Here is a 24,264-nt window from a genome sequence, read left to right as displayed (position 1 = left end):
CAACTAGCCAATTAAATTTTGTAAGTTTTTTCTTAAGTTCAATAAACCTTGCCGAGACCAAGTTTTAATTGTTCCCAGCGGTATACTAAGTTTAGCTGCGATTTCTGATTGACTCAGACCGTCGTAGTAAGCCATATCCAACACCTGTCGCTGTTTTTCTGGAAGTTCAGCTAAGGCATCGCGAACACAGTGCGATCGATCGCCTAAAGAAGCTGACTCGAAAGGTGTGAGAGGGGGAGTTTCTGTAGTCATCATCTGACTCCATCGCTGGATAAATTTTAAGTTAGTGCTGCGGGAACGAAGTTTATCAATTGCCCGCGATCGAGTCATCGTTGTCAAAAAGCTGCTCATTGAGCCGCGATTCGGATTGTATGTACCCCTATTCCAGAGATTGAGAAAAATCTCTTGGGTTAAGTCTTCTGCCTCTTGAGGATTGGTGAGAATTCTCAGCGCCAATCTGTAGACTAAGCTACCATAGCGGTTGTAGAGAATGCCCAAGGCAGAGGGTTCACCAACACTCATCAACCGAAATAACTCAGCGTCAGTCTGTTTTTCAGGGTCGTCCGCGCTTGTTTCGGCAGAGTTCAAATCCATAGGTTTCTCGTAAAACAGACCTAAACTGATAATTTTAAGTTGATTCTGGTTATTGCAGCAAGCGCGTTTCTCAAAAAAAATCTGGCCCCATCTTCTTAAATACGACCCGCAGAGCTGATTGGATGTATGCAAGCTGGATATCTTAACCTGGATCGCAACAAATTTAGGATATTCGCAATCCAATCAAAGAAGTAATCCGTACTATAAAAGGAACCACGGCTAGCTTTACCTGCTGACTGCTTAAATCAAAATTCCTCAAATTTGGAAGAAAAATATGAACCGGAAAGTGCTTTATTTGATTGTTGGTCTGACTCTAACGGCTAGTCTGTATGCCTGCTCTGAGACTCCTAGCAGCACAAATCAGGCTGCTCCTAACCCTTCCCCCGATGGGATGAAGGCTCCCGTTGGGATGAGGAGTCCCGATGGGATGAAGGCTCCCGTTGGGATGAGGAGTCCCGATGCTATGAAAGGTTCTGATGCTATGAAGAGTCCTGATGCTATGAAGAGTCCTGATGCTATGAAAAAATAGTCTCCATAAAAGACATCACCGAATTTAAATTGCTTGTTTGGGGTGGGCTTCTAGCTCGCCCCACAATAATTTGATTGTTTTTTTACATACAATTTAAATGTCGATCGGCTTAGTTTCTACCGATCGCACTTAACACTGCACTTAACACTGCACTTAACACTGCACTTAACACTGCCCTTCACAGTGGCATTCACAGTCCCCTTCACAGTGGCAGAGTTGGAAAAAACGGAGCTAACCAAAGCTGTATCTTGACATCCAAACCCAAAAGAATTGCGATCGCACTTCCGACAACAATTACGCCACCGATTCTTTGCAAAGCTGCACTGTGGGGGCGCAAACGTAATAAGTGCTGGCTGAAATAGCGTCCTCCATAGGCGATCGCCAGTAGCGGCAACCCAGCACCCAAACCGTACAAAATCAGTAAAACAAACGCAGTTACAGGCTGAGGATTGACAACAGCTAAAACCAGAATACTCGCGAGAACAGACCCCGCACAAGGTGTCCAAAGTAAGCCGAGTTGGGTTCCCAGCCAAAATTCGCCAACCAACCCTACTCGTGCGGGAGCTTTCAGCCAATTTTCAAAGTGCAAATATTTAAACAGCAGTTGGTAACTCTGCGGAAAAATGGCACTTATCCCAGCAATCAAAAGAAAGGTAAGTGCTCCTGTTCGGAGGATGCTAGCAAAGCTGACAAACCAGCCAGATGTCACTCCCAACAAGCTCCCAATTGCCGCAAAACCAGCGATCAATCCTGATACCAAAGCAATGGGCCCATAGCGATGAGATTGCAGGCTGCGTCCTAATAATATGGGTAGGATTGGTAAGACGCAGGGCGAGAGAATTGTTAAAAATCCTGCTAGTAAAGCCACACCAGCCGAAGTGAGTGAAATTGCCATCTGACTACCCTAATAACTTGCGAATCATTTGTTCGGTTTCGTCATAGGCTCCTTCGCCAATATGATCGTAGCGCTGAATGCCTTGGCGATCGGCTAAAAATAAATGAGGCCAGTATTCATTCTGGTAAGCCGCCCAAGTTTTAAATTGGTTATCCAGAGGCACTGGATAGGTAATTTGGTGTTCCTTCAAAGCTTTTTTGACATTGTTTACATCTCGCTCAAAGGGAAATTCAGGGGTGTGTATGCCCACAATCTTCAATCCGCGATCGGCATATTGCTGGTTCCAGCGGACTATGTAGGGCAGAGTGCGCTGACAGTTAATGCAGCCAAATGTCCAAAATTGCACCAACACCACTTTGCCTTTAAGATCGGCTATTTTCAGCGGCGCAGAATTTAGCCACTGGCTGATACCTTGAAATTCTGGTAAAGACTTTCCGGTTGCTGAGGCCGCAACGTTCTCGACTGTCGGTAAATTAGGACTTGTAGCAGGAGCGGGTATGGGGATATTGTCTGAGTTAGAAGTTGGGATAATATCTTTCTTAAAGCCGCAACTGAGGGCAGTTCCACTAGCTCCTAGCCCCAAATACCAAAGTAATTGCCGTCGTCCCAGCCTGCGATCGTTCATAAACTAATTTCCTTGCTTATTTAGTTTATATACGGAGATGACCGAAAATTGGATGTTTTAGGCAAAGAGGAAAAATTTTAAATCCAAAATAGAGTCAGCTTCGTATTAAGTTAGAGACTACTAAGAACCCAGTCTTTTATTCTGAACTTATACCCATTCTCAAAAGTCATGCAATAGTAGCCGTAGGGTGCGTCGAAGAAAGAAAATCCCTTGCATAAAAATCGACAATCTCACAGCGACGCACCGACGCACCAGGGTTCTTCAAGAGCCACTACTCGTTACCAGGCTGGAGCCTGGGAACCAGTTATTGAGTTATAGAGGTTTTGCATAAGTCCTGTTGTTGTCACCATTGCCAGAAAGAATTGGTTTAAAGCCTCTCCCTTAAAGGCGAGAAATTAAAACAAGACTATTCATTACTCCAATCCTCTTCCTTCTAGATAGAGGTCGCCCTCATCTGTCAACTGTCAACTGTCAACTGTCAACTGTCAACTGTCAACTGAATGAAGCACTATGGATTCATCTGCTCCTGCTAAAAAATCTCGGTCTAAACCTTTACCGACTCAGGCTACTTTGGCGAAGTTATTTCACTGGTTAAATATCATTAGTCTCCTGATGATGATTGGCAGTGGATTGCAAATTTACAACTCGAATCCGGTTTTTGGCGGGCGGGGAGGATGGGAGTTCCCACCCATATTTTTGCTAGGCGGTTGGCTGGCTGGCGGCAGACATTGGCATTTCGCCGCCATGTGGTTGTTCGCACTCAATCTATTTTGGTACGGTGTCTATATTTTCATCACCCGCCGCTGGCAGCATCGTTTTCTGGGCTATAATGACCTGAAAGCTTTGCAGAATTCTCAGAACCAGAAGCGCAAAAATTATTCGTGGCACCGCCTAGCTTACACAGCAATTATTCCGGTTTTGCTACTAGCTTTAGTTAGCGGAATGGGAATGTATAAACCTGCTCAATTCCACTGGATTGTTGATTTATTCGGCAGTTGGCAGGCGCTGAGAGTCGTTCACTTTATATCGGTTCCTACCGTCATCATCTTTGCAATAATTCACTCTTTGCTCGGCCTCAAGGTAGGAGGTTGGCGCTTGATTCAGTCAATTTTTAAGTAGAGGTTTTCTCATGTTTCCAGACTCTCCTCGTTTGTGGCAGCGCCGCCAATTTCTCCAATTATCTGGACTTTCTAGTATCGGTTTAGTTTTAGGTGGTTGTGGGTTGATTCCGTTTGATGCTGCGATTGGTAAGACTTTTGAACCTCTCAACCAAAGTGTTCAAGCTTTGTTGTTGAATCCTCAAAAACCTGTGCCGGAATTTCCTGTAAGTGCGATCGAGCCAAATGCCTTAATTATCAATACCTTTGATGCTACTCCAAACATCGATCCAAAAGCTTTTCGTCTGATAATTGATGGTGAGGTAAATCGTCCTCTCAATCTCAGTCTGGAACAACTTCAGATTATGCCTTTGAGTGTAATGACAATTCGCCATGTTTGTGTAGAGGGTTGGGCTGCTATTGTGCAGTGGGGCGGGGTGCGGCTGCGGGATTTGGTGGCCCTTGCTCAACCAAAGACAAATGCTCGCTATGTTTATTTTAAGTCTGCTGATGGCTATTACGAGAGTTGGGATATGCCTTCGGCGTTGCACCCGCAGACTTTGATGGTTTATCAGAAGAATGGTAATCCTCTGAGTGTTGAGAATGGTGCGCCTTTACGCCTCGCATCTCCAATTAAGCTGGGTTACAAACAGAGTAAGTGGGTGACTCGAATTACTTTGGTTGGTGACTTGTTGCCTAAAAAAGGTTATTGGGAGGATCAAGGTTATGAGTGGTTTGGAGGGCTGTAATACAATTTTAGATTTCTGATTTTCGATTTTCGATTGGGATGACTTTTGGTTATAGGACTTATGCACTCTGATCAAAGAAACCGGGTTTTTACCTAATCTGTGGACTACGGCGAAGGATTTTCGTAAAAAACCCGGTTTCTAGCTACTCGTGGGTAAGTCTTAAGTTAGTTAATTAGCAACAAGTGGAATATCTATCATGAAAAAACGATTCTTTTTACAAGCGGGTCTAGCAACAGTAAGCATGGCATGGTTATCGTCCTGTTTGCCTGGGGATTCAGATGTTATGGCTGCTTCTAAGGGTGTTTTTGAAGTTACTAAAACTGAGGAAGAGTGGCGCAAACTTTTGACTCCGGCACAGTTTGATGTGTTGCGAAAACATGGCACTGAACGCTCTCACACTAGCATTCTGGATAAGCAATATGGGAAGGGGATTTATGCGTGTGCTGCGTGTGATTTGCCCGTTTTTTCGTCGCAAACCAAATTTGATAGCGGTACTGGTTGGCCAAGTTTTTATGAACCGATTAAAGGGGCGATCGGCACATCGATCGATAATTCGCTGTTTGGGACTAGAATTGAGGTGCATTGTCGTCGCTGCGGCGGGCATTTGGGGCACGTATTTGATGATGGCCCTGCACCTACTGGGAAACGTTACTGCATGAATGGTGTTGCTATGAAGTTTATTGCTGGCTGAGGTTCTTTCACTGCGACAAAGAAACCGGGTTTCTGCGTAAATCTCGGTGAGGATGCTTAAATTATCGTAGAAACCCGGTTTCTTGGATGTGCGCGGGGGTTCAGAAACCGGGTTTCTGCGTAAATTTTAGCTACGATGCTTAAATTATCGTAGAAACCCGGTTTCTTGCACCGGAGAGTGTGGAATCCCATAATTATCTGCGCGCAAAATGGCAGGTGCACGCGGATTCGCGCGGATGGTATAGTGATTTTTGGGACGTGACCACGGGGAGGTTATGAATGACGGCTGAAGAACTTTTAGAAATCTACGCTGAAGGCGAACGTAAATTTCCGAAAGCACAGTTAAGTGGGGTAAACCTTACAGGTGCCGATCTGAGTGCAATAGACCTAAAGGATGCTAATTTGAGTTGCGCTCAATTGAGTGATGCTGATTTGAGTTGCACAAACCTAACAAATGCGACTCTTAACGGTGCTAATCTGCGTGGGGCATCACTGACAAGTGCAAACTTGAGTAAAGCAAATCTGAGTAGCTCCAATTTGACTAATGCTAATCTTGACAAGGCAAATCTGAGTGGTGCAAATCTAAGGGTTGACTTGACTAATAATAAATACCAACCAAACGTTACTAATCTAAGTGAAGCCTCTTTGTTTCAGGCAAACTTAAATAAAGCTGACTTGACTAACGCTAATCTGACTCAAGCCAACCTGACTCAAGCAGACTTAAATAGAGCTAACTTGACTAACGCTAATCTTACTGGAGCTAACCTGGAGCGAGCAGATTTAACTGCAACAATTCTAAGTGGTGTAAAACTCTTCGAGGCAAAGCTCAACGGTTGTAAACTCAGATATGTCAATTTGAAAAATTGCTATCTGTCAGGAGTTAAGTTAATAGATGTAGATTTAAGTGTGGCAGATTTGACAGGAGCTCACCTTCAAAAAGCTTGTTTGCAAGGCTCGAATCTAGAAATGGTTAATCTGCAAGGAGCAAATTTAAGTAGAGCAGATTTAAGTAGAGCCAACTTGAAAAGGGCCGACTTAACTGACGCAATAATTTATGGCTGGAATATTGAAAATGCAGACTTAACTGGTGCTATAATGCCCGATGGAGAAATCTACCAACCAGAAACCTCTGATGGAGAACTCTACCAGCCCGAATCCTCGGAAAAATTATCCCACACAGTGACATCTATGACGCGCAAAATTATTCGTACTGACAAAGCACCGGCACCGGTTGGCCCTTACAATCAAGCGATCGCCGCTACGGGCACTATGCTGTTTGTAGCTGGTCAAATTGCGATCGACATTCGACTAAACGATATCGTCTACACCGACGACGTGGCAAAACAAACCGAACAAGTTATGGCCAATCTGGAAGCGATTCTCACAGAAGCCGGCGCTACTTGGTTGGATGTGGTAAAAACTACGGTTTTCCTCAAAGATATGAATGATTTTGCCGCCGTGAATGCGGTTTATGCAAAATATTTTGATGCGGAAACTGCACCGGCGCGGGCTTGTGTGGAAGTTGCTCGCTTGCCGAAGGATGTATTGGTAGAGATTGATTGTATTGCTGTTATTTAAATTCAGGGACTCTGCGGTTGAAACCGCGTCTACACAAACGATGTCCGGATGGTGCGCGGACTGAAGAGTAAAAGCGATCGCCCGACAATCATATTTTAGACCAACTGGCGCATCAGTGCTCCTGTAGTTTGTAGGGTGCTCAATGCGCACCGGCTCATCTTGTAGGGTGCGTCAAAAAGCATTGAAAAAGTCAACCAGTACGCATTTCGATGGGTATCAAAGTCAACCGGTGCGCAGTGCACACCCTACAAATTACCAAATTTTCAAAATTCTCTTTCTTAAAATTTTTGTGGGGTGTTGCTTCCAGCAGCGCCCGCAAAGTTAAATCTAAATACAAAACAGCTTATCTGTGCCAATCTTAGCACCTAAATTCTAAGGATCGAAGGGTAAAGTGCGCGACTGTCTTAACTCCCACAGCCGATCGCAATTGATCTGTCGCTGTCGCGCACTCTACTCCCAAATCAACCCGCAACAACCGGATTGAATCTTAATTAGCAATTAGCAATTACCTGCTAGCAATTACTAATTACCACCGATAAATCAGCAATTAGCAATTACCATACAAGCAATTACCAATTACCAACCCTAAACTACTTATTCAGCGCTTCGCGGGCGGCTACCGCTTCATCAGGATGAATGTTCAAACGGGTCAAGTTAATTCGACCTTTATTGTCAATTTCTCGCACTTTGACAATCACTTCATCGCTGACAGCTAACTCATCTTCCACTTTCCCAACGCGGTAGTCCGCTAACTGGGAAATGTGAATCATTCCTTCTTTTCCTGGCAGAATTTCGACAAAAGCGCCGATCGGAATAATCCGAGTTACGCGGCCGACATACACATCTCCAGCATTCAACTTGCGCGTCATGCCTTGGACAATATTGTAAGCCCGCTGAGCTTTTTCGCTGTCGTTACCAGCAATTGTCACGGTTCCGTCGTCTTCGATGTCAATCTTGACACCAGTTTCTTCGGTGATGGCTTTGATAGTTTTGCCACCTGGCCCAATTACCAAACCGATGAATTCTGGATCGATTTTCAGGGTTAACAAACGCGGTGCAAACTGCGACATTTCCTTGCGGGGAGTGTCGATAGTTGACAGCATTCTTTCTAAAATGTGCAGTCTCGCGGGTTTGGCTTGACGGATGGCTGTGGCTATCACATCTAAGGGTAAACCTTTGATTTTCATGTCCATTTGCAAAGCAGTAATTCCGGTGTCGGTACCGGCTACTTTGAAGTCCATGTCGCCTAAGAAGTCTTCAATTGCCTGAATGTCAGTCAAAATTCGGACTTCATCGCCTTCTTTAATTAAGCCCATTGCCGCGCCGCTGACGGGTTGGGAAATGGGAACGCCTGCATCCATTAATGCTAGGGTTGAGGCGCAAACTGAACCCATTGAGGTTGAACCGTCGGAAGAAAGGATTTCTGAAACTACGCGAATCACGTAGGGGAAATCTTCTTTGGATGGCAAAACGGGCAGCAAAGCGCGTTCTGCGAGGGCTCCGTGACCGATTTCTCGGCGTCCGGGCGATCGCATCGGCTTAGTTTCTCCCACGGAAAATGGCGGGAAATTGTAGTGATGCAAGTAGCGTTTGTCTTGCTGCGGGTGCAAATCGTCTCCTAAATCTTGGGCGTCGCCTGGGGTTCCCAGGGTAGCTGCGGACAAGACTTGGGTTAACCCGCGATTGAACAACGCACAGCCGTGTACTCGCGACGGCAGCACGCCTACGCGACAAGAAACGGAGCGCACCTCGTCTAGCTTGCGGCCGTCTACACGGACGCCATCTTCGATGATTTGCTTCCGCATCATTTTTTTGGTAACGTCTTTGAAAACGTTGCCTATTACTTTGCCGTTGGCGCTGGCGGCTACTTTGATCGGATCGTCTTCGGCGAGTTGGGCGATCGCAGCTTCGACTTCATTGGCTTTCACTTCATCCAAAGCGGCATTCCGTATTGCTTTGTCTTTTTCAAATCTTGACAAAATGATGCGGATTGGTTCTTGGGCGCGATCGCGAATGAAGTTTTCGAGGGCGAAATCTTGCGGTGGGCGTTCCTCTACCACGAAATCGATGCCCAATTCTGCCATGATTTCGCGCTGGGCTTGAATCAAGTCACAGGCTGCTTCGTAGCCGAAGTCGATCGCCTCGATGATATCCTGTTCCGGCAATTGGTTGGCGCTGGCTTCCACCATGATTACTCCGTCAGGAGAACCGGCTACCACGAGATCCAACTCGCCTTCTTTGATTTCGCTGTAGGTTGGGTTGATGATGAAATCGTCCCCTACCAAACCGACTCGCACGGCAGCCATTGGCCCGTAAAACGGCATTTTCGCCAGCAGAATCGCTACGGAAGCGCCTGTTACCGCCAAAACGTCTGGGGGTACTTGTTCGTCCATCGACAGCGTTGTTGCTACGACTTGGATGTCATCTCGCAACCAGCTTGGGAATAGCGGGCGCAACGGGCGATCGATCAAACGCCCAGTCAAGGTCACTTTTTCTGGGGGACGCCCTTCCCGGCGCAAAAATCCACCGGGAATTTTACCGCCTGCGTACAGTCTCTCTTCGTAATCCACCAACAGGGGCAGGAAATCAATTCCTTCTCTCCCCTGCGATCGAGTCGCCGTCACTAAAACTGCCGTGTCACCCGACTGAATCAAAACTGCACCGCCTGCTTGAGGCGCTAGTAAACCAATCTTCAGTCTAATATCCCTTCCATCGAAGGATATTGACTTGTCTATCTCTACCATGTAGGACTGCTTCCTTATCTACCACATTCTTTCTCTGTCGGGATCGTAACACTACCACAGGATGTTTGAGAGTCCAATGCCAAAAGAGAGAGATTTTTTGGTGCGGGCGATCGAGTCGTGGCGCTGGATGTATAAGCATTTATACTCTGAATCTTGGGGATTCTGGGGTTTGTTCGTCCGGGCGATCGCCCGCCAAACGCCTGCTCTAGATGGTACTATGAGTTTTCGATTGGGACTTTGGAGCGATCGGGTCAACCGCAGATGTCGGGCAGATAAACACAGATTAACGCAGATATTTCAGATATTTCGTATTTTTGCATTGCCATAGTTCTATTATTCACAAGTTAGACAAAACTGAGGCAGCAAGTCTCGCAATTAAATAAAAATATTAGGATTTAAAAATGGCTATTTTACACGGCAGTTGGCTACTAAATAACGAAAAAAGCGGCTTGTTTATTTGGGGGGAAACTTGGCGGAAGGTTGGGGCGATCGATATTGTTGAATCTGAGATAAGTCCGCAGCATCCTTTGGCAATGACTGAGGCGGAGTTGAATACTTTTCTAAATTCTTTGCAACAGTCGGGGAAACTCCACTGGCAATTACCCGAAACCGCAGAAATCAAGCAGAAAACTAAGAAAACTCGGAGTTCGTCCAAAACTGCGGCGGCAGCCCTTCCCACGGAAAATTTATCGGTTATGAGGCAAGTTCGGGCGATCGCACTGCCGACAAAAATCTCGGAATCCAACGCAACTATTATGCCGCAGCACTCGGCCGCAGCATTAGAGGAACCAGCCCAAATCGATGAAATTTATCTTTATCCCTGGCAAGTTGAGGGTTATTTGCTCAACCCTCAAGCCGCTTTTATTTTTTTGCAATCTCTGCCGCTTAATAGCACAGAAGCAGATTCTTTTGTTGGCTCGGATTTGCGTTTTTGGTCGCATCTTGCTAGGTGGAGTTTGGATTTGTTGGCGAGGTGCAAGTTTTTGCCGGCATTGGAGGCGCAATCTGATGGTTCGGCTATTGCTAAGTGGCAACCTTTGTTAGACAGTTCGACAGATATTCTCCGTCTCGCTACTTTTTCTAAGCAAATGCCGACGGCTTGTCGAATGTATCAGAAGGAAGAAGGTTCGGCAGCGGATTTTGTAGCGGATGTAACGGATGTAAGATTGGCAGCGGATTTTGTAGCGGATTTAGCGGATGGAAGATTGGCAGCGGATTTTGTAGCGGATTTAGCGGATGGAAGAGGTGTAAGAAAAGAAAGTTCGGTGGCGAGGGAGGTATGGGCTTTGGCGGTGGATTTGCCGGTGGGGGCGCAGGAGTTGGTTTTGGGGTTTTTGAGTAGTATAGTAGATGGTGAAGTGCGATCTGCTGCTGGCTCAACTTTAGACATCAAAACACTTTCTCCAACCCGCGAATGGCTGCAAGCTTTGCAACAAGAATCTGGACTCGTGCAAGCAGAATCAGCAGCTTTAGAAAAGTTGGCAAACAAGCTTAGTGCTTGGACTTCACCGCTGCAAAACCAACTTTCTGAACAAAGTCAGTTTCGCACTTGTTTTCAACTAATCCCGCCTTCTCCGGGTAAAGTTAATTGGAGTTTAAATTATTGTTTGCAAGCAGTAGATGAAACGGATTTTTTGGTAGATGCGACAACTGTTTGGAACAATTCTGTTGAACGTTTGGCTTATGCGGGGCGGACAATTGAATTGCCACAAGAAACTTTGCTGGGAGGGTTGGGTTTAGCATCGAAACTTTATCCATTAATTGAACCGAGTTTGCAAGCACAACGACCGCAATTTTGTCAATTAAATCCGCTGCAAGCTTACGAGTTTATTAAGTCTGTGGCTTGGCGGTTTGCTGATAGCGGGTTGGGCGTTGTTTTGCCGCCTAGTTTGACAAAGGCTGATGGTTGGGCGAGTCGTTTGGGTTTGAGTATTCAGGCGGAAACTCCGAAAGCAAATCCGGCGAAGGGCGGGCTGGGTTTGCAAAGTCTGCTAAGTTTTAAGTGGGAATTGACGATCGGCGGACAGCGCATTTCTAAGGCAGAATTCGATCGGCTGGTAGAACTTAATTCGCCTTTGGTGGAAATTAACGGCGAGTGGGTGGAGTTGCGCGCAACCGATGTGAAGGCTGCTAAAACTTTTTTTGCTAGTCGCAATTCCCAAATGACTCTTTCTTTGGAGGATGCTTTGCGTTTGGCTTCGGGCGATTCTCAGACTATTGAAAAGTTGCCTGTGGTGAATTTTGAAGCAACTGGTCAACTTCAGGAATTGTTGAATACTTTAAGCGATAATCAGGCCGTAAGTGCGATCGCAACTCCAGCTACTTTCCGGGGAGAATTGCGGCCTTATCAAGCGCTAGGGGCTGGCTGGTTAGCATTCTTAGAACGCTGGGGTTTAGGTGCTTGTCTCGCGGACGATATGGGGCTCGGTAAAACGGTTCAGCTAATTACTTTTCTCCTGCACTTACAAGAACAAAATGCCCTAGAAGCACCGACATTATTGGTTTGTCCCACATCAGTATTAGGCAATTGGGAGCGCGAAGTCAAGAAATTTGGACCGACGCTGAAAGTGTTAGTTCACCACGGAGACAAACGGGCTAAAGGTAAAGCATTTGCGGCCGCAATTAAGGGCAAGGATTTAATAGTTACCAGTTACGCGCTGGTGTTCCGCGATGCTAAGGAAATTCAAAGCACTAAATGGCAAGGATTGGTTTTAGATGAAGCGCAAAATATTAAGAATTCCGAGGCTAAGCAGTCGCAGGCGGTGCGGCAAATCGAGGCATCTTTTAGAATCGCGCTGACTGGAACTCCGGTGGAAAATAGACTGCAAGAGTTATGGTCAATTTTGGAGTTTCTGAATCCGGGCTATTTGGGGCCTCGCAATTTCTTTCAGCGCCGATTTGCTATTCCGATTGAGAAATATGGAGATAGAGAATCATTGCATACTTTGCGATCGCTCGTGCGGCCTTTCATCCTCCGCCGCCTGAAAACCGACAAGGAAATCATCCAAGATTTGCCGGAAAAACAGGAGATGACTGTATTTTGCAGTCTGGCGGCTGGACAGGCCGCATTATATCAGAAAGTAGTCGAAGAGTCGATCGCTAATTTGGAATCAGCCGAAGGCATTCAGCGCCGGGGAATGATTCTGGCTTTGCTGGTAAAACTCAAGCAACTTTGCAACCATCCCGCTCTTGTGAACGCAGCAGCTAAGCCGAAAGAATTGAGCGTTAACAGCCAAGAATCGGGGAAATTGCAGCGGTTGGTGGAAATGTTGGAAGAGGTTGTCGCTGAGGGCGATCGGGCTTTGATTTTTACTCAATTTGCCGAGTGGGGAAAACTCCTGAAACCGCATTTAGAAAAGCATTTAGGGCGAGAAGTTTTGTTTTTGTACGGCGGAATTAAGCAGCAGCAGCGGGAAGAAATGATCGATCGCTTCCAGCACGATCCCCAAGGCCCACCGATTATGATATTATCGTTAAAAGCGGGCGGTACTGGCTTGAACTTAACCAGAGCAACCCACGTTTTCCACTATGACAGATGGTGGAATCCCGCAGTAGAAAATCAGGCAACTGACCGCGTATTTCGCATCGGCCAAACTCGCAACGTGCAAGTCCACAAATTTGTCTGCACGGGTACGCTAGAGGAGAAAATACACGATATGATCGAAAGTAAGAAAGCTCTCGCCGAACAAGTAGTCAGCGCTGGCGAAAACTGGCTCACCGAACTTGATACTGACCAACTTCGCAATTTACTGATTCTCGATCGCGATGCTATTATAGAAACAGAAGAAGAATAATATTTATTGGTTTGTCGCGGGGGCGGGGCGGGTTTACTAGATCGATCGTTTGTATCATATATATTGGTGAACCCTCCCCTACAATAATTAGAGTTGATTTATCGGACATAATCTAATATATACCTTCTTCCCTCTTCCCTCTTCCTTCTTCCCTCTTCCTTCTTCCTTCTTCCTTCTTCCTTCTTCCTTCGCCTTATGATTGACAGAGAATGGTGGACACAACAGTGGCTCGATTTAATCAATACCTACCGTTTCAAAAAGCGTTTAGAACGCGGGTGGCAATATGCGCGGGAAGGTAAAGTTCTCAGCATTAAGTTTCCCAACCAAGAAGTAATTGCCGTAGTTCAAGGCACTGATCCCAAACCCTATCAAGTTTCTTTAGGACTTGATACATTAACCGATGAAGATTGGGATTATGTGATTGAAAATATGTCGCAAAGAGCGGTGTTTTCGGCTAAATTATTAGCAGGAGAAATGCCGCACAATATTGAGGATGTATTTGCTGCGGCTGGAAAAACGCTATTTCCATTAAGTTTATCTGATATTCACGCGCGCTGTAGCTGTCCTGACCCCAAAAATCCTTGCAAGCACATCAGTGCAGTATACTACTTGTTGGGCGATCGCTTCACAGAAGATCCTTTTGTACTCTTTCAACTGCGGGGGAGAACCAAAGAGCAAATTTTGACCGCACTCCGCCAAAGACGAGGTACGCCAGGAGACGAAAATTCCCAACTCAACTCCGGCGAAAATTCCCCCACTGCGAATGCTAAATTGCCAAAGGTCGATCGCTTTTGGGAATACAACCAGCAGCTAGAATCATCTTTAGTAGTAATTGTGCCGCCGCCCAGCAGCGAAACAGTCTTAGATATTTTAGGCCCAATTCCCCTCGCAACGGACGGAAAAGGAACAGCCAACAAATCCTCCCCCGCATCAGACGCACTCAAGCAGCATTTTAGCAAAATCTACCAAGCAGTTAGCCAGCAAGCAGTTTTAGCCGCACTGAAACGGGGCGAAGGAGACTAACAAATTTATCTTTTCTTCAATCCGCGGAGGCGGATTTCGTTTGTATAGTCGCGGTTTCAACCGCCGACTTTTTTTCTTCAATCCGCGGAGGCGGATTTCGTTTGTATAGTCGCGATTGAAACCGCCGAGTCTGATGATCTAATTGCGTTTAACAGAAGGCGGATTGGTGAAACGCAACCAAGTTGCTAAAGTCGCTACCGCGAAAACTGAAGCGAAGCCGAACGTCAAGAAAGTTTCAAAGGCTGACATAATGCTGTTCCTCTTAATTTGAGCGATCGATCAAGTCTTTTCCTTTATCTTTATATCAGCCTCAATCCATTTTTTCAACCTGCCCGGACATAAAGTATTTACTACTTTAACTTTGGCAATATTCTGTTACATAAATTTACACTTGCCTCAGATTACTCATAATCTCGATCAATTCCTGGGGGCGTTCAATCAAAAAATCGGGATTGTGTACAGCCAAAGCCTCCTGAGAATTAAAACCCCAACCTACAGCAATTATCTTAATTCCAGTTTTTTTAGCAGCATCTATATCTCGGATTTCATCTCCCACATAAATGACTTCTTCAGGATTTATATGCTCTCTTTTTAGCCATCTATCAATAACTTTATTTTTTCCAAAAGTTGAACCAGAGTAAATAAAGGTGAAACTGTCTTGCAAACCGTTAATTTCCAGCAATGCTAAGACATTTTCTCTGGAATTAGAGGTGATAATACCCAGTTGAAACCCAAGGCTTTTTAACTCCAGCAAAACTTCTTTAATTCCCGGAAATAATTGAATGTGGGGAATTTCACTGCGCAACTCTGCCTTCAACTTTCTAATCAGCAGCGGGACTTTGAAGATAGAAATGCCAGAATACCTAAGGATTTGCCAAGAAGTTAAATTACTCAGTTGAGCGACTTCCTCTTTTGTCGCAGACTTAAAGCCGAATTCTTCTGACAAACGGTTGGTGATGCTCAGAAGAATGTCGATTGTATCTGCTAAAGTGCCGTCAAAATCAAAAATAATTACTTTGGTCATTGGACAATAGCAAATAAGGAACGGCGAATCTATTCTATATTACCCATTACCTCTTGATTGTTAATGCAAAAAAGATAGCAACGGCGGGAATCGCACCCGCATCTCCCGGTATACTCCAGGGAATTCTACCACTTAAACTACGTTGCTGGTGGCAGCGAACCGAATCAAACGGTTGTCTCTCGCCTTGTAGAGGCGATCGCTCTACCACTAAGCTACACTGCCCCATTTTATTATACATTTTAAATGCAACTATTTGATAATTTCAAAAATAACGCACTCTACAGATAAATAACCATCAAGTAGGGTGTGTCAGTTTGGATAATTATTGTTTCCAACCAATAACCTCAAAACTGACGCACCGCAAAAAAATGGTGCGTCAGCAAGAGATATTTCATGTCTATCAAAATTCTGCCAACTGACGCACCTTACCGATAAATAACCCTTTTGCTTTCTTCCTTTTGCCTTCTTCCTTCTTCCTTCTTCCTTCTCCTTATCACCAGGGCGAATCAGTATAATCTTTAAATAACTTGCCATAAACATAGCGTTTATCATTTATTCCTGCATAAATAGGGTCACAAATGCGCGCCGCCGCATCTATCGCATCAAAAGGAGGTTGAACGCCACGTGCTTGCATCGTTAAAATTTGAGGATAAGGGTGTAGAAAACTTACCCATCCCGGATCGACCGCATTCATAAAAATTTTGTATTTTGCGTACTCTTTGGCGCAGGTGCGAGTCATCATGTTAAGTGATGCTTTGGCCATGTTAGTATGCGGGTGACGCCAAGATTTGTCGCCGTTAAACAGCCCTTCTTTTGAGGAAACATTGACAATATACTTGCTGTTTTCAGGAAAAATATTCATGAGCCTTTTGAGTCTGCTGTTGATAGCAAAAGGAGCAATCGCATTAATTACATGAACTTCTAATAATTCCAAAATGCTCACCTCATCGTCCTTCATCAGCCAACTGTTGAAAGGACGCAAATCCACTTGCTGTCCGTCGCTATCGTACATCCCCAGCGGAAACCAACTAGAGTTATCTTCCTCTGATATCAAGTTCTCTTGCTCTAAAGTCAAGGCTAAAGCACTTGCAGTTTGGTTGTCGGAATCTCCCGGTGCGATCGACTTTTTTGACATATCCCCACCAAGATTATGAGCCAAAAAGTGCGATCGCGCTAACAGCGGCTGAATTTCCGCAGGCAAAACCTCGAAAGGCAGAGCTTCCAAATCCCTCAAATGCTGGTAAAATGCCGGAGGGCGGCGAACAGTTTGAGCAGCATTGTTGACGATAATATCGAGTCGGGGATAGCAACAAGTGAGGTGTTCTGCAAAACGCTCAACCTTGGCAATATATCGCAAATCTAACTCGTAAACGTGCAGGCGATCGCCCCAATCGCCAAAATCAGTTTCAGCAGCATACCTTTTAGCAGCATCGCGAGCAAAACGAGTAGTAACAATTACCGAAGCACCAGCCCTCAGCAACCTCAAAGTTACAGCATACCCAATTTTTACCCTCGCTCCCGTCACCAAAGCAAACAGCCCGTGCAAATTAGCCGTTTCGTTCCGTTTTGCATAATTAACTTCGCCACAATCCAAACACAAACCGCGATAAAAAGAATGCGACTGTTGAAAAATATTCTTGCATACAAAACAGCGTTGCAGTTTATCCATATTCAATCCATAATTGAAATCAAACAAGACTAACTATAGCGGTTCTCAAAAAAGTGAGGAGAGCCTCATGCCCTATGCCCTATGCCCTATGCCCTATGCCGTTCGCGTACCTGATCTTTCTGAGAAAGGCTATATCATGTCCAGGCACATCGCGAAAGATTAGCATCAGTAAAATTTGCCCCATCAATATTAGCTTTTTTCAAATTAGCACCGCTCAGATTAGCATTGCTGAAATTAGCCCCGCTGAGATTTGCTTTCAGGAAAGTTGCTCTTTTCACAACAGCACCGCTGAGATTAGCACCAGCCAAAGTAGCTTTATTAAAATCCGCATCGCACAGGTTAGCTCCAGTAAAATCAGCTTGATAAAAATCAGCATTTGTCAAATCAGTTCTCTCTAGATTAGCACCGCGCAAATTAGCTCTCATAAAACAAGCCCCTGCAAATTTACTCCACCGCAAATTAGCTCCTGCAAAAACAAATCCTTTAAAATTCCAGCCATTCAAGTTAGAGCGAATTAATTTAATCCCCGCCAGATTTGCTCCTGTCAAATTTGCCCCGCCCAGCTCAGCCAGACTCAAATCAGCCCCGCTCAAGTCAGCACCACTCAAATTAGCACCAGTCAAATCAGCTCTACCGAGTTTAGCTTTTTTCAGGATGCTTTGAGATAAATTAACTTCCCGAAAATTAACTGAACGAAGGTTTGCTTGACTGAGATTAGCTCCCTGCAAATCAGCCCCGCTGAGATTCGAGCGGCTCAGGTTAGCGCCGCTCAAATCGGCATTTCTCAGATTAGTTACTTCCAAGTTACTCTGAAAAATTTTGGCTGTTTGCAAATTGCTGCCTTCAAAATTTGCTCCTGCTAAATTTGACTCTCTCAGGTTAGCGCGGCTCAAATTTGCTCCGCTTAAATTTGCCCAACTCAAGTCTACGAAACCGCCCAACCAAAGTAGATTTTGCACTCTCCATTTATTCCAGATTGCTGCACCTTTTTTGAGCAAAATGATTTGTGATTCCTGACCAAATATCGCAGCTGCGGTAGCTCGCACCCGCTCGTCAGCATCGTCAAAAACTGTAATTGCTGCTTCTAAACCTGCTTCTCCGTAGTTGAGAGCCTCTGAAAGTGCTGCTAGCCTTGCTTCAGCTAGCGGGCTTGCTAAGCGCTGCTTGATTCCTGCTATGCCGCCCAATAAAGCAGCATTAATTGGAGGTGGATTTTTACCGCCCAAAATTGCATCGTATTCTGTGGGTTCGTTTGCAGACATGGATTTTAGAAGAAGGAAGTTCGGCAACGGATTCGCTCCGCGGATGTAACGGATGTCAGGAAGAAGGAAAAAAGAGTGGAACTACTTACTAATGACTAATGACTACTGACTAATGACTACTGACTGCTGACTAATGACTATTAATTTGACTGGCTTTGGCATTCCGCCGCAGCATTTCGGGTTTAATTCGCCGCAGCGCCGAAGCTGTAAATCTGCGGTTCCACTCCTCATCGGAAATTTTTGCTAATTCTGCAAGTGTCGGTGCTATGTTTTCAGGATAAGGCTCAAATTCTGCAACATCTGTTGGTTTAGCAAATCGCTGATTCCAGGGACAAACATCCTGACAAATGTCGCAACCTGCTACCCAACCTTGTAAATTAGATGCAATTTCGTCGGGCAATTTTTTGGCTCGATTCTCGATCGTATGATAAGCTATGCACCGATCGGCATTCACGACAAAAGGCTCAGTAATAGCTCCCGTCGGACACGCCTCGATGCAGCGAGTACAAGTACCGCAATGTTCAGTGTGTGGCGCATCGGGCGCTAACTCCAGATTAGTCAAGATTTCGCCCAAAAACACCCAAGAACCGTATTCCCGCGAAATTACATTACCATTTTTAGCAATCCAGCCAATCCCTGCACGCTGCGCCCACATTTTATCCTGAATCGGCCCGGTGTCAGCATAATACCGCGCTTCAATTCCCTCAGCTTGCGATCGCACCCAATTTGCCAAAACCTTCAATTTTTTGTGCAGAATTTTGTGGTAATCCCGCCCCCAACCGTAGCGAGAGATCTTAGCATACTCGATCGCTGCATCGTCCCCCACCTCAAACGGGGGATTATCGGGGCGTTGGTGAGGCGTGTAGTAGTTGATGGCTACACATATCACTGACTCTACATCTGGCATGAGCGATCGAATATCCAACCGTTTCGGGTTTGCCATCCATGCCATGTCTGCCTGATAACCCTTGTCCAACCAAGCCTGCAATCTTTGTGCATCTACCTGCGTTTCTTCCTGTGCTGAGGCGATCCCGACTTTGTGAAATCCCAACTCTAGGGCTTTTTGCTTAATGAGATCGCTATTAATTGATATTTTCATAAGTAAGGAACCATATCACAAAATGCGTAATAAGTCTATTAATATTTAGACTGATTTTGTCCAAACATTGATAATACTTTCAAAATCTTTATATTTATAAATTTGAACTCTAATTTGTCAAAAACGTTACATAATTTTAATTAAGGGAGAGTTAGATTCGCACATCTCAAATACGCAAGTAAAACCCACAGCGAATCCCACAGCAGACACATGGCAGTTAGTATTCAATCCGCTCAATCTATTTTCTCCAACACCGAGATTGCTAGCGCTGTTCCGGCTACCACGGACTCGTTCTACAAACTCAGCGTTGAAGACCAACTCGCACTACTCTGGTATGCCTACACCGAAATGGGCATTTCCATCACCGCAGCAGCTCCGGGAGTAGCCAGCATGGCGCTTGTCGAAGGCGTGCTCAGCGAAATCAAGCAGATGTCGCCGGATGCTCAAAGCAAAACCATGTTTGACCTCGCCAGCAACGCCGACACCACCATCGGCCGGATTTACACATCCTTGCGCGTCAACACCAAACTCGGTTTCTGGTACGAGTTGGGACAGTTGATGAAACAGGGCCTTGTCGCTCCGATCCCCGCAGGCTATCAAATGTCTCCCGAAGCCACCAAAGTTCTTGAAACCATCAAGAAACTCGACCCGGGTCAGCAAATTACCGTACTTCGCAACACCGTAGTTAACATGGGCTATGACCCTGCTTTCAGCCAAGAGTACGGCAAACGATCGGCTCCTCGCAGCACTCCCACCGCGGCCGCAGAGCGGGTGAAAACCAAGATTGAGGGTATCAGCGAGCTGACAGTGCTCAGCTACATCGACTACATGAACGCCTTCGACTTCACCCCAGCCGTCGGTTTATTTGCTGAAGAAGGTGCCCTACAACCGCCTTTCCAAAAGCCGATCGTCGGTCGCGAAGCCATCCTCAACTATATGCGGGAAGAGTGTATCGGACTGAAAATGATGCCGCAAGAAGGTGTATCGGAGCCCGCAGAAGATGGCTACCGCCAAGTCAAAGTTACCGGCAAAGTCGAAACTCCTTGGTTCGGCGCGAATGTGGGTATGAACATCGCATGGCGGTTTATGCTTGATCCTCAAGGTCAAATTTTCTTTGTGGCGATCGACTTGTTGGCATCTCCTAAAGAATTGCTCAACCTGATGCGCAAATAGAATATTCTGGTTGGCTTCAGTAAAACAGACTGGTGCAGAAACCCAGATGCCTTCTGGTGTCTGGGTTTTTACTATTTTTGATTTTCGCGTTGAAGATTTTATAATTGGCAATTACTGACTGTATAAGGGTTTGGAGCGCGGGTCTACAATTGTATACTTTTTTTAAAATAATATTAATTTCGGTCGATCGCTCTTTTAGCTGCGATCGGTATCGCGGCTTATTCCTTTTGTAATATAATTAATCCTCACCCTACTTATATCTTTTGAGGGATTTGCTGGGCAAAAGAGAATGATTAGAGTATATTCATTCATTTGCAATCACTTCTTTTATGACCGCCACAACTCGACCTATTTTAACTCGCTCTATAAATATGGCCGGCCTCACAAAGCCTGCGGTACAGCGATATTTTGAAACTTTCAACGCGGGCGATTTTGCAGCGACCACTAATTTGTTTGCTGAGGACGGAGTTCTGCACGCGCCGTTTGAAGAGCCAATTATCGGTAAAAGCTCGATCGCCACTTATCTAAAAACAGAAGCGCGAGGAATGCAGCTCGAACCCCAGCAAAGTGTAAGCAAAATTTTAGAAGATGACACAGTTGAAATTCAGGTCAGCGGCCGAGTGCAAACTGCCGCATTTGGGATTAATGTCGGATGGGTGTTCCTACTTAATCATCAGCAAGAAATCCTTGCTGTCACCGTCAAACTATTAGCGTCTCCCCAAGAATTGCTCAGTCTGCGGCCTAAGAAATTTGATCCTTAATATAGGAATGTTCAAAGGAGTGAGGGACAGATTGGCAATTGGTGATTGGTAATTGGTAATTGGTAATTGGTAAGAATGCTACCGCAATCAAATTATAAAAACCCGGTTTCTTTGGTATTTGTGGCCAATTCAGGCATAAACCGGGTTTTTGCACCCAAATCTGTGCTGAAGCGTCGCCAACGGTATAAAAACCCGGTTTCTTCGGTATTTCTGCACCTGGGACTGTACCCTAACAATTTTACAGTCTCTTAGAGAGGGACGAGATTGCACTAAAAAGTTGCTGTCACCGCACGGTGCGACAGACAACCAGTAGAATCAAAAAACATTGTCAATCACTAATCACTAATCACTAATCACTAATCATTAATCACTAATGACTAATGACTAATGACTAATTAAGAAGATTTTTCTGGCAAACTAGCTTCCAACTTCAGACAGTTGCGACCGTCTAGTTGCAAACTGTAGTCCACGCGATCCATAAGTCTGCTCATAATCAGCCAGCCATAGCCACTTTCCTGTTTAGCTTCCGGTCTCGGAGGACTGTAAGTATCCATTTCGTAACCTTTACCGTAATCCCAAATTTCTAAACCAATATCTCGATTTTTTAAATTCAAGCGAATTAATACCGGGAGATTGGGTTGATCTTTGTGAGCATGGCGGATCACGTTGGAATAGGCTTCTGCTAACACCAAGCGCAAACGATTCGATTGACGCGGCCAATCAACGTGCTCTCCTAGCTCAACTTCCAAACTGCTCAGCAGCCAGTTTTCAACAATTGTCAAAAACCGCAAGTCGCTTGGTACGTGAAGCTCAGTATTCATAAAAAAATCCTGTAAGTTTAGAAATCCTGTGTCTTCAGACCAGGGATGAAATACGACGCGCCGAATTTATTTGGCGTTAATATTTGCCGCTACGTGAAGGATACTCACATACTGGGCGATCGATCCAATAGACTTTTTTTGAAAGCATCGATCAAAAAGCATCAGTTAAGAGTTAGGCTTTGAGGCGCTAGTTCTGTAACTTTTGCCGTTAGCGAAGCCCGCCCTACGGGAGCTACGCCAACGAAGAGGATCGCCCAGTCCCATCTGGTAATCTGTAAGCTGTCAACTGAGGCTTTGGGTTTTTGAGACCCGAAGCCCCGACTAAAAGTCGGGAGTTGCTGACAGATTCAGAGAACCTCCAGAGAGAGTATGGTTTGGTCATCTTCCTGAACGGGATTGTCAGCTCGGATGTAGGCCAACAAATTGTCCAAGTTGATGGAACCAGGCTCCTCAATCAAGAGTTGCCAAAGCCCTTCTTGTTGTAGCATAGAACGGGTTGGTTCGCCCCCTGCGATCGCCGCAGTGGTCACGCTAGCTTCAGTAATCCCGTCACTCGTCAGCAGAAAAACATCTCCTGACTTTAAGTCGATAGCACCGGCTTTACCTTTCCAAACTGGCAGTATCCCCAAGGGAATGCCGCGAGCTTTCAGGAAATTCGGCTCTGCTGGCGTTAAACCGCTAGCAGTCTGAGCTTTCACGTCAGAATTCGACCAAACAATCGGGTAAATGTGACCGGCATTAGCAAAAGCCAAGTGTCCCGTTGACGGAGTGTAACGAGCTACAACCATTGTAATAAAATGGTTGTTGCCGATCAGGTCGTCAGACATAGTGCTATTCATATTCTGCATAACTCGATCGGGTTCAGGAGAAACTTCTTGAGAAAGTTCTCGCCGCATCACCGAAATCGCGCTAGCCATAAATAGAGCAGCCGGAACGCCCTTACCCGAAACATCACCCACCGCTATCCAAATATCCCCTTGCGAGTGGACATAGACTTCAAAAAAGTCGCCACCCACTGCGCGTGCAGGATAACAACAAGCTTGCACCCTGACAGTTTCAAAATCCGGCCAACTTTGGCGCAACAAGTTTGTTTGGATTTGGCGAGCCACTTCCAACTCATTTTGCATCTGCTGGGCTAAATCCAGAGTGCGCTGGTAGAGCTTAGCTTGGGAGAGGGCGAGAGCCGCTTGAGCCGCCACACCTTCTATTAACTCTATATCTTCTGCCGACCAAGGATTAGTCCCGCCTTGCTGACACAGAGCCAGTATCCCCAGCAAATCTTGCTGATAAGTCAGAGGTACAGCAATCTCAACCGAGTTACCGTCACCCCCACTGTTGGCGTTGACTTGAGTTTGGCGGCTAGCTACGGCCTGAACCAGCAAATTTTCATCAAAAGAAAAGCTGCTGGGTTCGGTGGTTTGGGCTTGGTAGGGAAAGGTACTCGGTAATAGTCGATCGCCATCTACTGGCCGCAGCATACAATAGTTGGCCTCAAAAGTTTGACCTACGGTTTGAACAATAGTTTGTACCATACTAGAGTAATCTAGCGACCCGCGAATCACGCTCATCACCTCATTAAACAGAGATTCTTTGCGTAAAGCGCGGCGCAGTGAAACGCTGCGCTGCTTGTAGTATTTGTAAGTTTCTGACGCTTGATTGATAACTGATTTCAGTTCTTCAGGATTCCACGGTTTGGTGATGTACTTGAAAACTTGACCAGCGTTAATAGCCTCAACCAAATCTTCAACATCTGTGTATCCAGTCAGCAGAATCCGAATCGTATCAGGAAAGCGATCGACTGTTTTCCCCAAAAACTCGGTGCCATTCATTTCAGGCATCCGCTGGTCAGATATAATCACCGCCATCTCGCCCTGTGCGTCTAGAACTTCCAGGGCGCTGAGAGCGCTATCTGCTTTGTAAACCTGAAAATCGCGTCGAAACGTCCGGTACAGCAAATCCAAGTTGTCGGGTTCGTCATCGACTACCATTAGTTTCAGTTTGCTTCCATCTCCCCGACTCATGTTATTCCCTACTCCTAGGCGAATTAATCAGGTCTAAAACTAGCTTGTCAAATACCCTCTTCTGATTCAGCGGAGCCGAATCTGCGTGAGGGCTTCGGGTTTTATAGGTCAGTGCC

22 protein-coding genes and 2 tRNA genes are annotated in these 24,264 nt (G+C 45.6%); 10 read left to right on the top strand and 14 right to left on the bottom strand.

Annotated features, from left to right (window positions below; genetic code table 11):
- Positions 1-3: 3 nt before the first annotated feature.
- Complete coding sequence (locus QUB66_RS13895) at positions 4-594, bottom strand: sigma-70 family RNA polymerase sigma factor (protein WP_332968287.1); 591 nt, start codon at positions 592-594, stop codon at positions 4-6.
- 274 nt (positions 595-868) lie between these two features.
- On the opposite strand from QUB66_RS13895, the gene QUB66_RS13890 reads away from it, so the two are divergent.
- Positions 869-1,123 carry a hypothetical protein gene (locus tag QUB66_RS13890; protein ID WP_332968286.1) on the top strand — a complete coding sequence of 85 codons (255 nt, stop codon included), beginning with the start codon at positions 869-871 and terminating at the stop codon, positions 1,121-1,123.
- A 202-nt stretch (positions 1,124-1,325) separates the two neighbouring features.
- Here the strand turns inward: QUB66_RS13890 and QUB66_RS13885 are convergent, their stop codons facing one another.
- Together QUB66_RS13885 and QUB66_RS13880 are read right to left on the bottom strand one after the other, a co-directional pair.
- Complete coding sequence (locus QUB66_RS13885; protein WP_332968284.1) at positions 1,326-2,018, bottom strand: cytochrome c biogenesis CcdA family protein; 693 nt, start codon at positions 2,016-2,018, stop codon at positions 1,326-1,328.
- 4 nt (positions 2,019-2,022) lie between these two features.
- Positions 2,023-2,643, bottom strand: a complete 621-nt coding sequence (locus QUB66_RS13880; RefSeq protein ID WP_332968282.1) for a thioredoxin family protein — start codon at positions 2,641-2,643, stop codon at positions 2,023-2,025.
- 510 nt (positions 2,644-3,153) lie between these two features.
- Here QUB66_RS13880 and QUB66_RS13875 point away from each other — a divergent pair.
- The 4 genes from QUB66_RS13875 (at position 3,154) to QUB66_RS13860 (ending at position 6,757) form a co-directional block, all read left to right on the top strand.
- On the top strand, positions 3,154-3,762 hold the full coding sequence (locus QUB66_RS13875; protein WP_332968280.1) for a cytochrome b/b6 domain-containing protein: 609 nt from the start codon (positions 3,154-3,156) through the stop codon (positions 3,760-3,762).
- Positions 3,763-3,772: 10 nt separating this feature from the next.
- Positions 3,773-4,489: a molybdopterin-dependent oxidoreductase gene (locus tag QUB66_RS13870; RefSeq protein WP_332968279.1), complete on the top strand. Its 717-nt coding sequence runs from the start codon at positions 3,773-3,775 to the stop codon at positions 4,487-4,489.
- A 241-nt stretch (positions 4,490-4,730) separates the two neighbouring features.
- Positions 4,731-5,180, top strand: a complete 450-nt coding sequence (gene msrB, locus QUB66_RS13865; protein ID WP_332968278.1) for a peptide-methionine (R)-S-oxide reductase MsrB — start codon at positions 4,731-4,733, stop codon at positions 5,178-5,180.
- A gap of 278 nt (positions 5,181-5,458) precedes the next feature.
- On the top strand, positions 5,459-6,757 hold the full coding sequence (locus tag QUB66_RS13860) for a Rid family detoxifying hydrolase (protein ID WP_332968276.1): 1,299 nt from the start codon (positions 5,459-5,461) through the stop codon (positions 6,755-6,757).
- 590 nt (positions 6,758-7,347) lie between these two features.
- On the opposite strand, the gene QUB66_RS13855 is transcribed toward QUB66_RS13860, so the two are convergent.
- Positions 7,348-9,501 (bottom strand): polyribonucleotide nucleotidyltransferase, encoded by a 2,154-nt coding sequence (locus QUB66_RS13855; protein WP_332968275.1) that lies wholly within the window; start codon positions 9,499-9,501, stop codon positions 7,348-7,350.
- 76 nt (positions 9,502-9,577) lie between these two features.
- Between QUB66_RS13855 and QUB66_RS13850 the strand changes: the two genes are divergently transcribed.
- On the top strand, positions 9,578-9,829 hold the full coding sequence (locus QUB66_RS13850) for a hypothetical protein (RefSeq protein ID WP_332968274.1): 252 nt from the start codon (positions 9,578-9,580) through the stop codon (positions 9,827-9,829).
- A 73-nt stretch (positions 9,830-9,902) separates the two neighbouring features.
- Positions 9,903-13,295 (top strand): DEAD/DEAH box helicase, encoded by a 3,393-nt coding sequence (locus tag QUB66_RS13845; protein ID WP_332968273.1) that lies wholly within the window; start codon positions 9,903-9,905, stop codon positions 13,293-13,295.
- 87 nt (positions 13,296-13,382) lie between these two features.
- On the opposite strand, the gene QUB66_RS13840 is transcribed toward QUB66_RS13845, so the two are convergent.
- Positions 13,383-13,517 carry a hypothetical protein gene (locus QUB66_RS13840; RefSeq protein ID WP_265233883.1) on the bottom strand — a complete coding sequence of 45 codons (135 nt, stop codon included), beginning with the start codon at positions 13,515-13,517 and terminating at the stop codon, positions 13,383-13,385.
- On the opposite strand from QUB66_RS13840, the gene QUB66_RS13835 reads away from it, so the two are divergent.
- Positions 13,491-14,318, top strand: a complete 828-nt coding sequence (locus QUB66_RS13835; RefSeq protein ID WP_265233882.1) for an SWIM zinc finger family protein — start codon at positions 13,491-13,493, stop codon at positions 14,316-14,318. The genes QUB66_RS13840 and QUB66_RS13835 overlap by 27 nt on opposite strands.
- Positions 14,319-14,703: 385 nt before the next feature.
- Here QUB66_RS13835 and QUB66_RS13830 read toward each other — a convergent pair whose 3' ends face one another.
- The 7 genes from QUB66_RS13830 to queG all read right to left on the bottom strand — a co-directional run bounded on the left by QUB66_RS13830 (position 14,704) and on the right by queG (position 19,372).
- Positions 14,704-15,342: an HAD-IA family hydrolase gene (locus QUB66_RS13830; RefSeq protein WP_265233881.1), complete on the bottom strand. Its 639-nt coding sequence runs from the start codon at positions 15,340-15,342 to the stop codon at positions 14,704-14,706.
- Between the two features lie 75 nt (positions 15,343-15,417).
- Positions 15,418-15,489, bottom strand: a tRNA-OTHER gene (locus QUB66_RS13825).
- Positions 15,489-15,564: transfer RNA gene (locus QUB66_RS13820), tRNA-Val, on the bottom strand. Before QUB66_RS13820 ends, QUB66_RS13825 begins: the two co-directional genes overlap by 1 nt.
- An 87-nt stretch (positions 15,565-15,651) precedes the next feature.
- Entirely contained in the window at positions 15,652-15,876 is a 225-nt protein-coding gene (locus QUB66_RS13815) for a hypothetical protein (RefSeq protein WP_265233880.1), read from the bottom strand.
- Entirely contained in the window at positions 15,836-17,011 is a 1,176-nt protein-coding gene (locus QUB66_RS13810; RefSeq protein WP_332968270.1) for an SDR family NAD(P)-dependent oxidoreductase, read from the bottom strand. Before QUB66_RS13810 ends, QUB66_RS13815 begins: the two co-directional genes overlap by 41 nt.
- A 134-nt stretch (positions 17,012-17,145) precedes the next feature.
- Entirely contained in the window at positions 17,146-18,273 is a 1,128-nt protein-coding gene (locus tag QUB66_RS13805; RefSeq protein ID WP_332968267.1) for a pentapeptide repeat-containing protein, read from the bottom strand.
- A gap of 130 nt (positions 18,274-18,403) precedes the next feature.
- A complete protein-coding gene (gene queG / locus QUB66_RS13800) occupies positions 18,404-19,372 on the bottom strand; it encodes a tRNA epoxyqueuosine(34) reductase QueG (protein WP_332968266.1) in 969 nt (322 codons plus the stop codon).
- 210 nt (positions 19,373-19,582) lie between these two features.
- Between queG and QUB66_RS13795 the strand changes: the two genes are divergently transcribed.
- Together QUB66_RS13795 and QUB66_RS13790 are read left to right on the top strand one after the other, a co-directional pair.
- Complete coding sequence (locus QUB66_RS13795; RefSeq protein WP_332968264.1) at positions 19,583-20,545, top strand: orange carotenoid protein N-terminal domain-containing protein; 963 nt, start codon at positions 19,583-19,585, stop codon at positions 20,543-20,545.
- A 329-nt stretch (positions 20,546-20,874) separates the two neighbouring features.
- Positions 20,875-21,306: a nuclear transport factor 2 family protein gene (locus QUB66_RS13790; protein WP_332968262.1), complete on the top strand. Its 432-nt coding sequence runs from the start codon at positions 20,875-20,877 to the stop codon at positions 21,304-21,306.
- Between the two features lie 395 nt (positions 21,307-21,701).
- Here QUB66_RS13790 and QUB66_RS13785 read toward each other — a convergent pair whose 3' ends face one another.
- Together QUB66_RS13785 and QUB66_RS13780 are read right to left on the bottom strand one after the other, a co-directional pair.
- On the bottom strand, positions 21,702-22,127 hold the full coding sequence (locus QUB66_RS13785; protein WP_332968259.1) for an ATP-binding protein: 426 nt from the start codon (positions 22,125-22,127) through the stop codon (positions 21,702-21,704).
- 347 nt (positions 22,128-22,474) lie between these two features.
- A complete protein-coding gene (locus QUB66_RS13780; RefSeq protein WP_265233873.1) occupies positions 22,475-24,148 on the bottom strand; it encodes a SpoIIE family protein phosphatase in 1,674 nt (557 codons plus the stop codon).
- Positions 24,149-24,264: the final 116 nt, after the last annotated feature.

This window comes from Microcoleus sp. A2-C3 (genome assembly GCF_036706065.1).
In the GTDB taxonomy this organism is placed as follows: Bacteria; Cyanobacteriota; Cyanobacteriia; order Cyanobacteriales; family Microcoleaceae; genus Microcoleus.
This window is presented reverse-complemented; position numbering and strand designations above follow the sequence as displayed.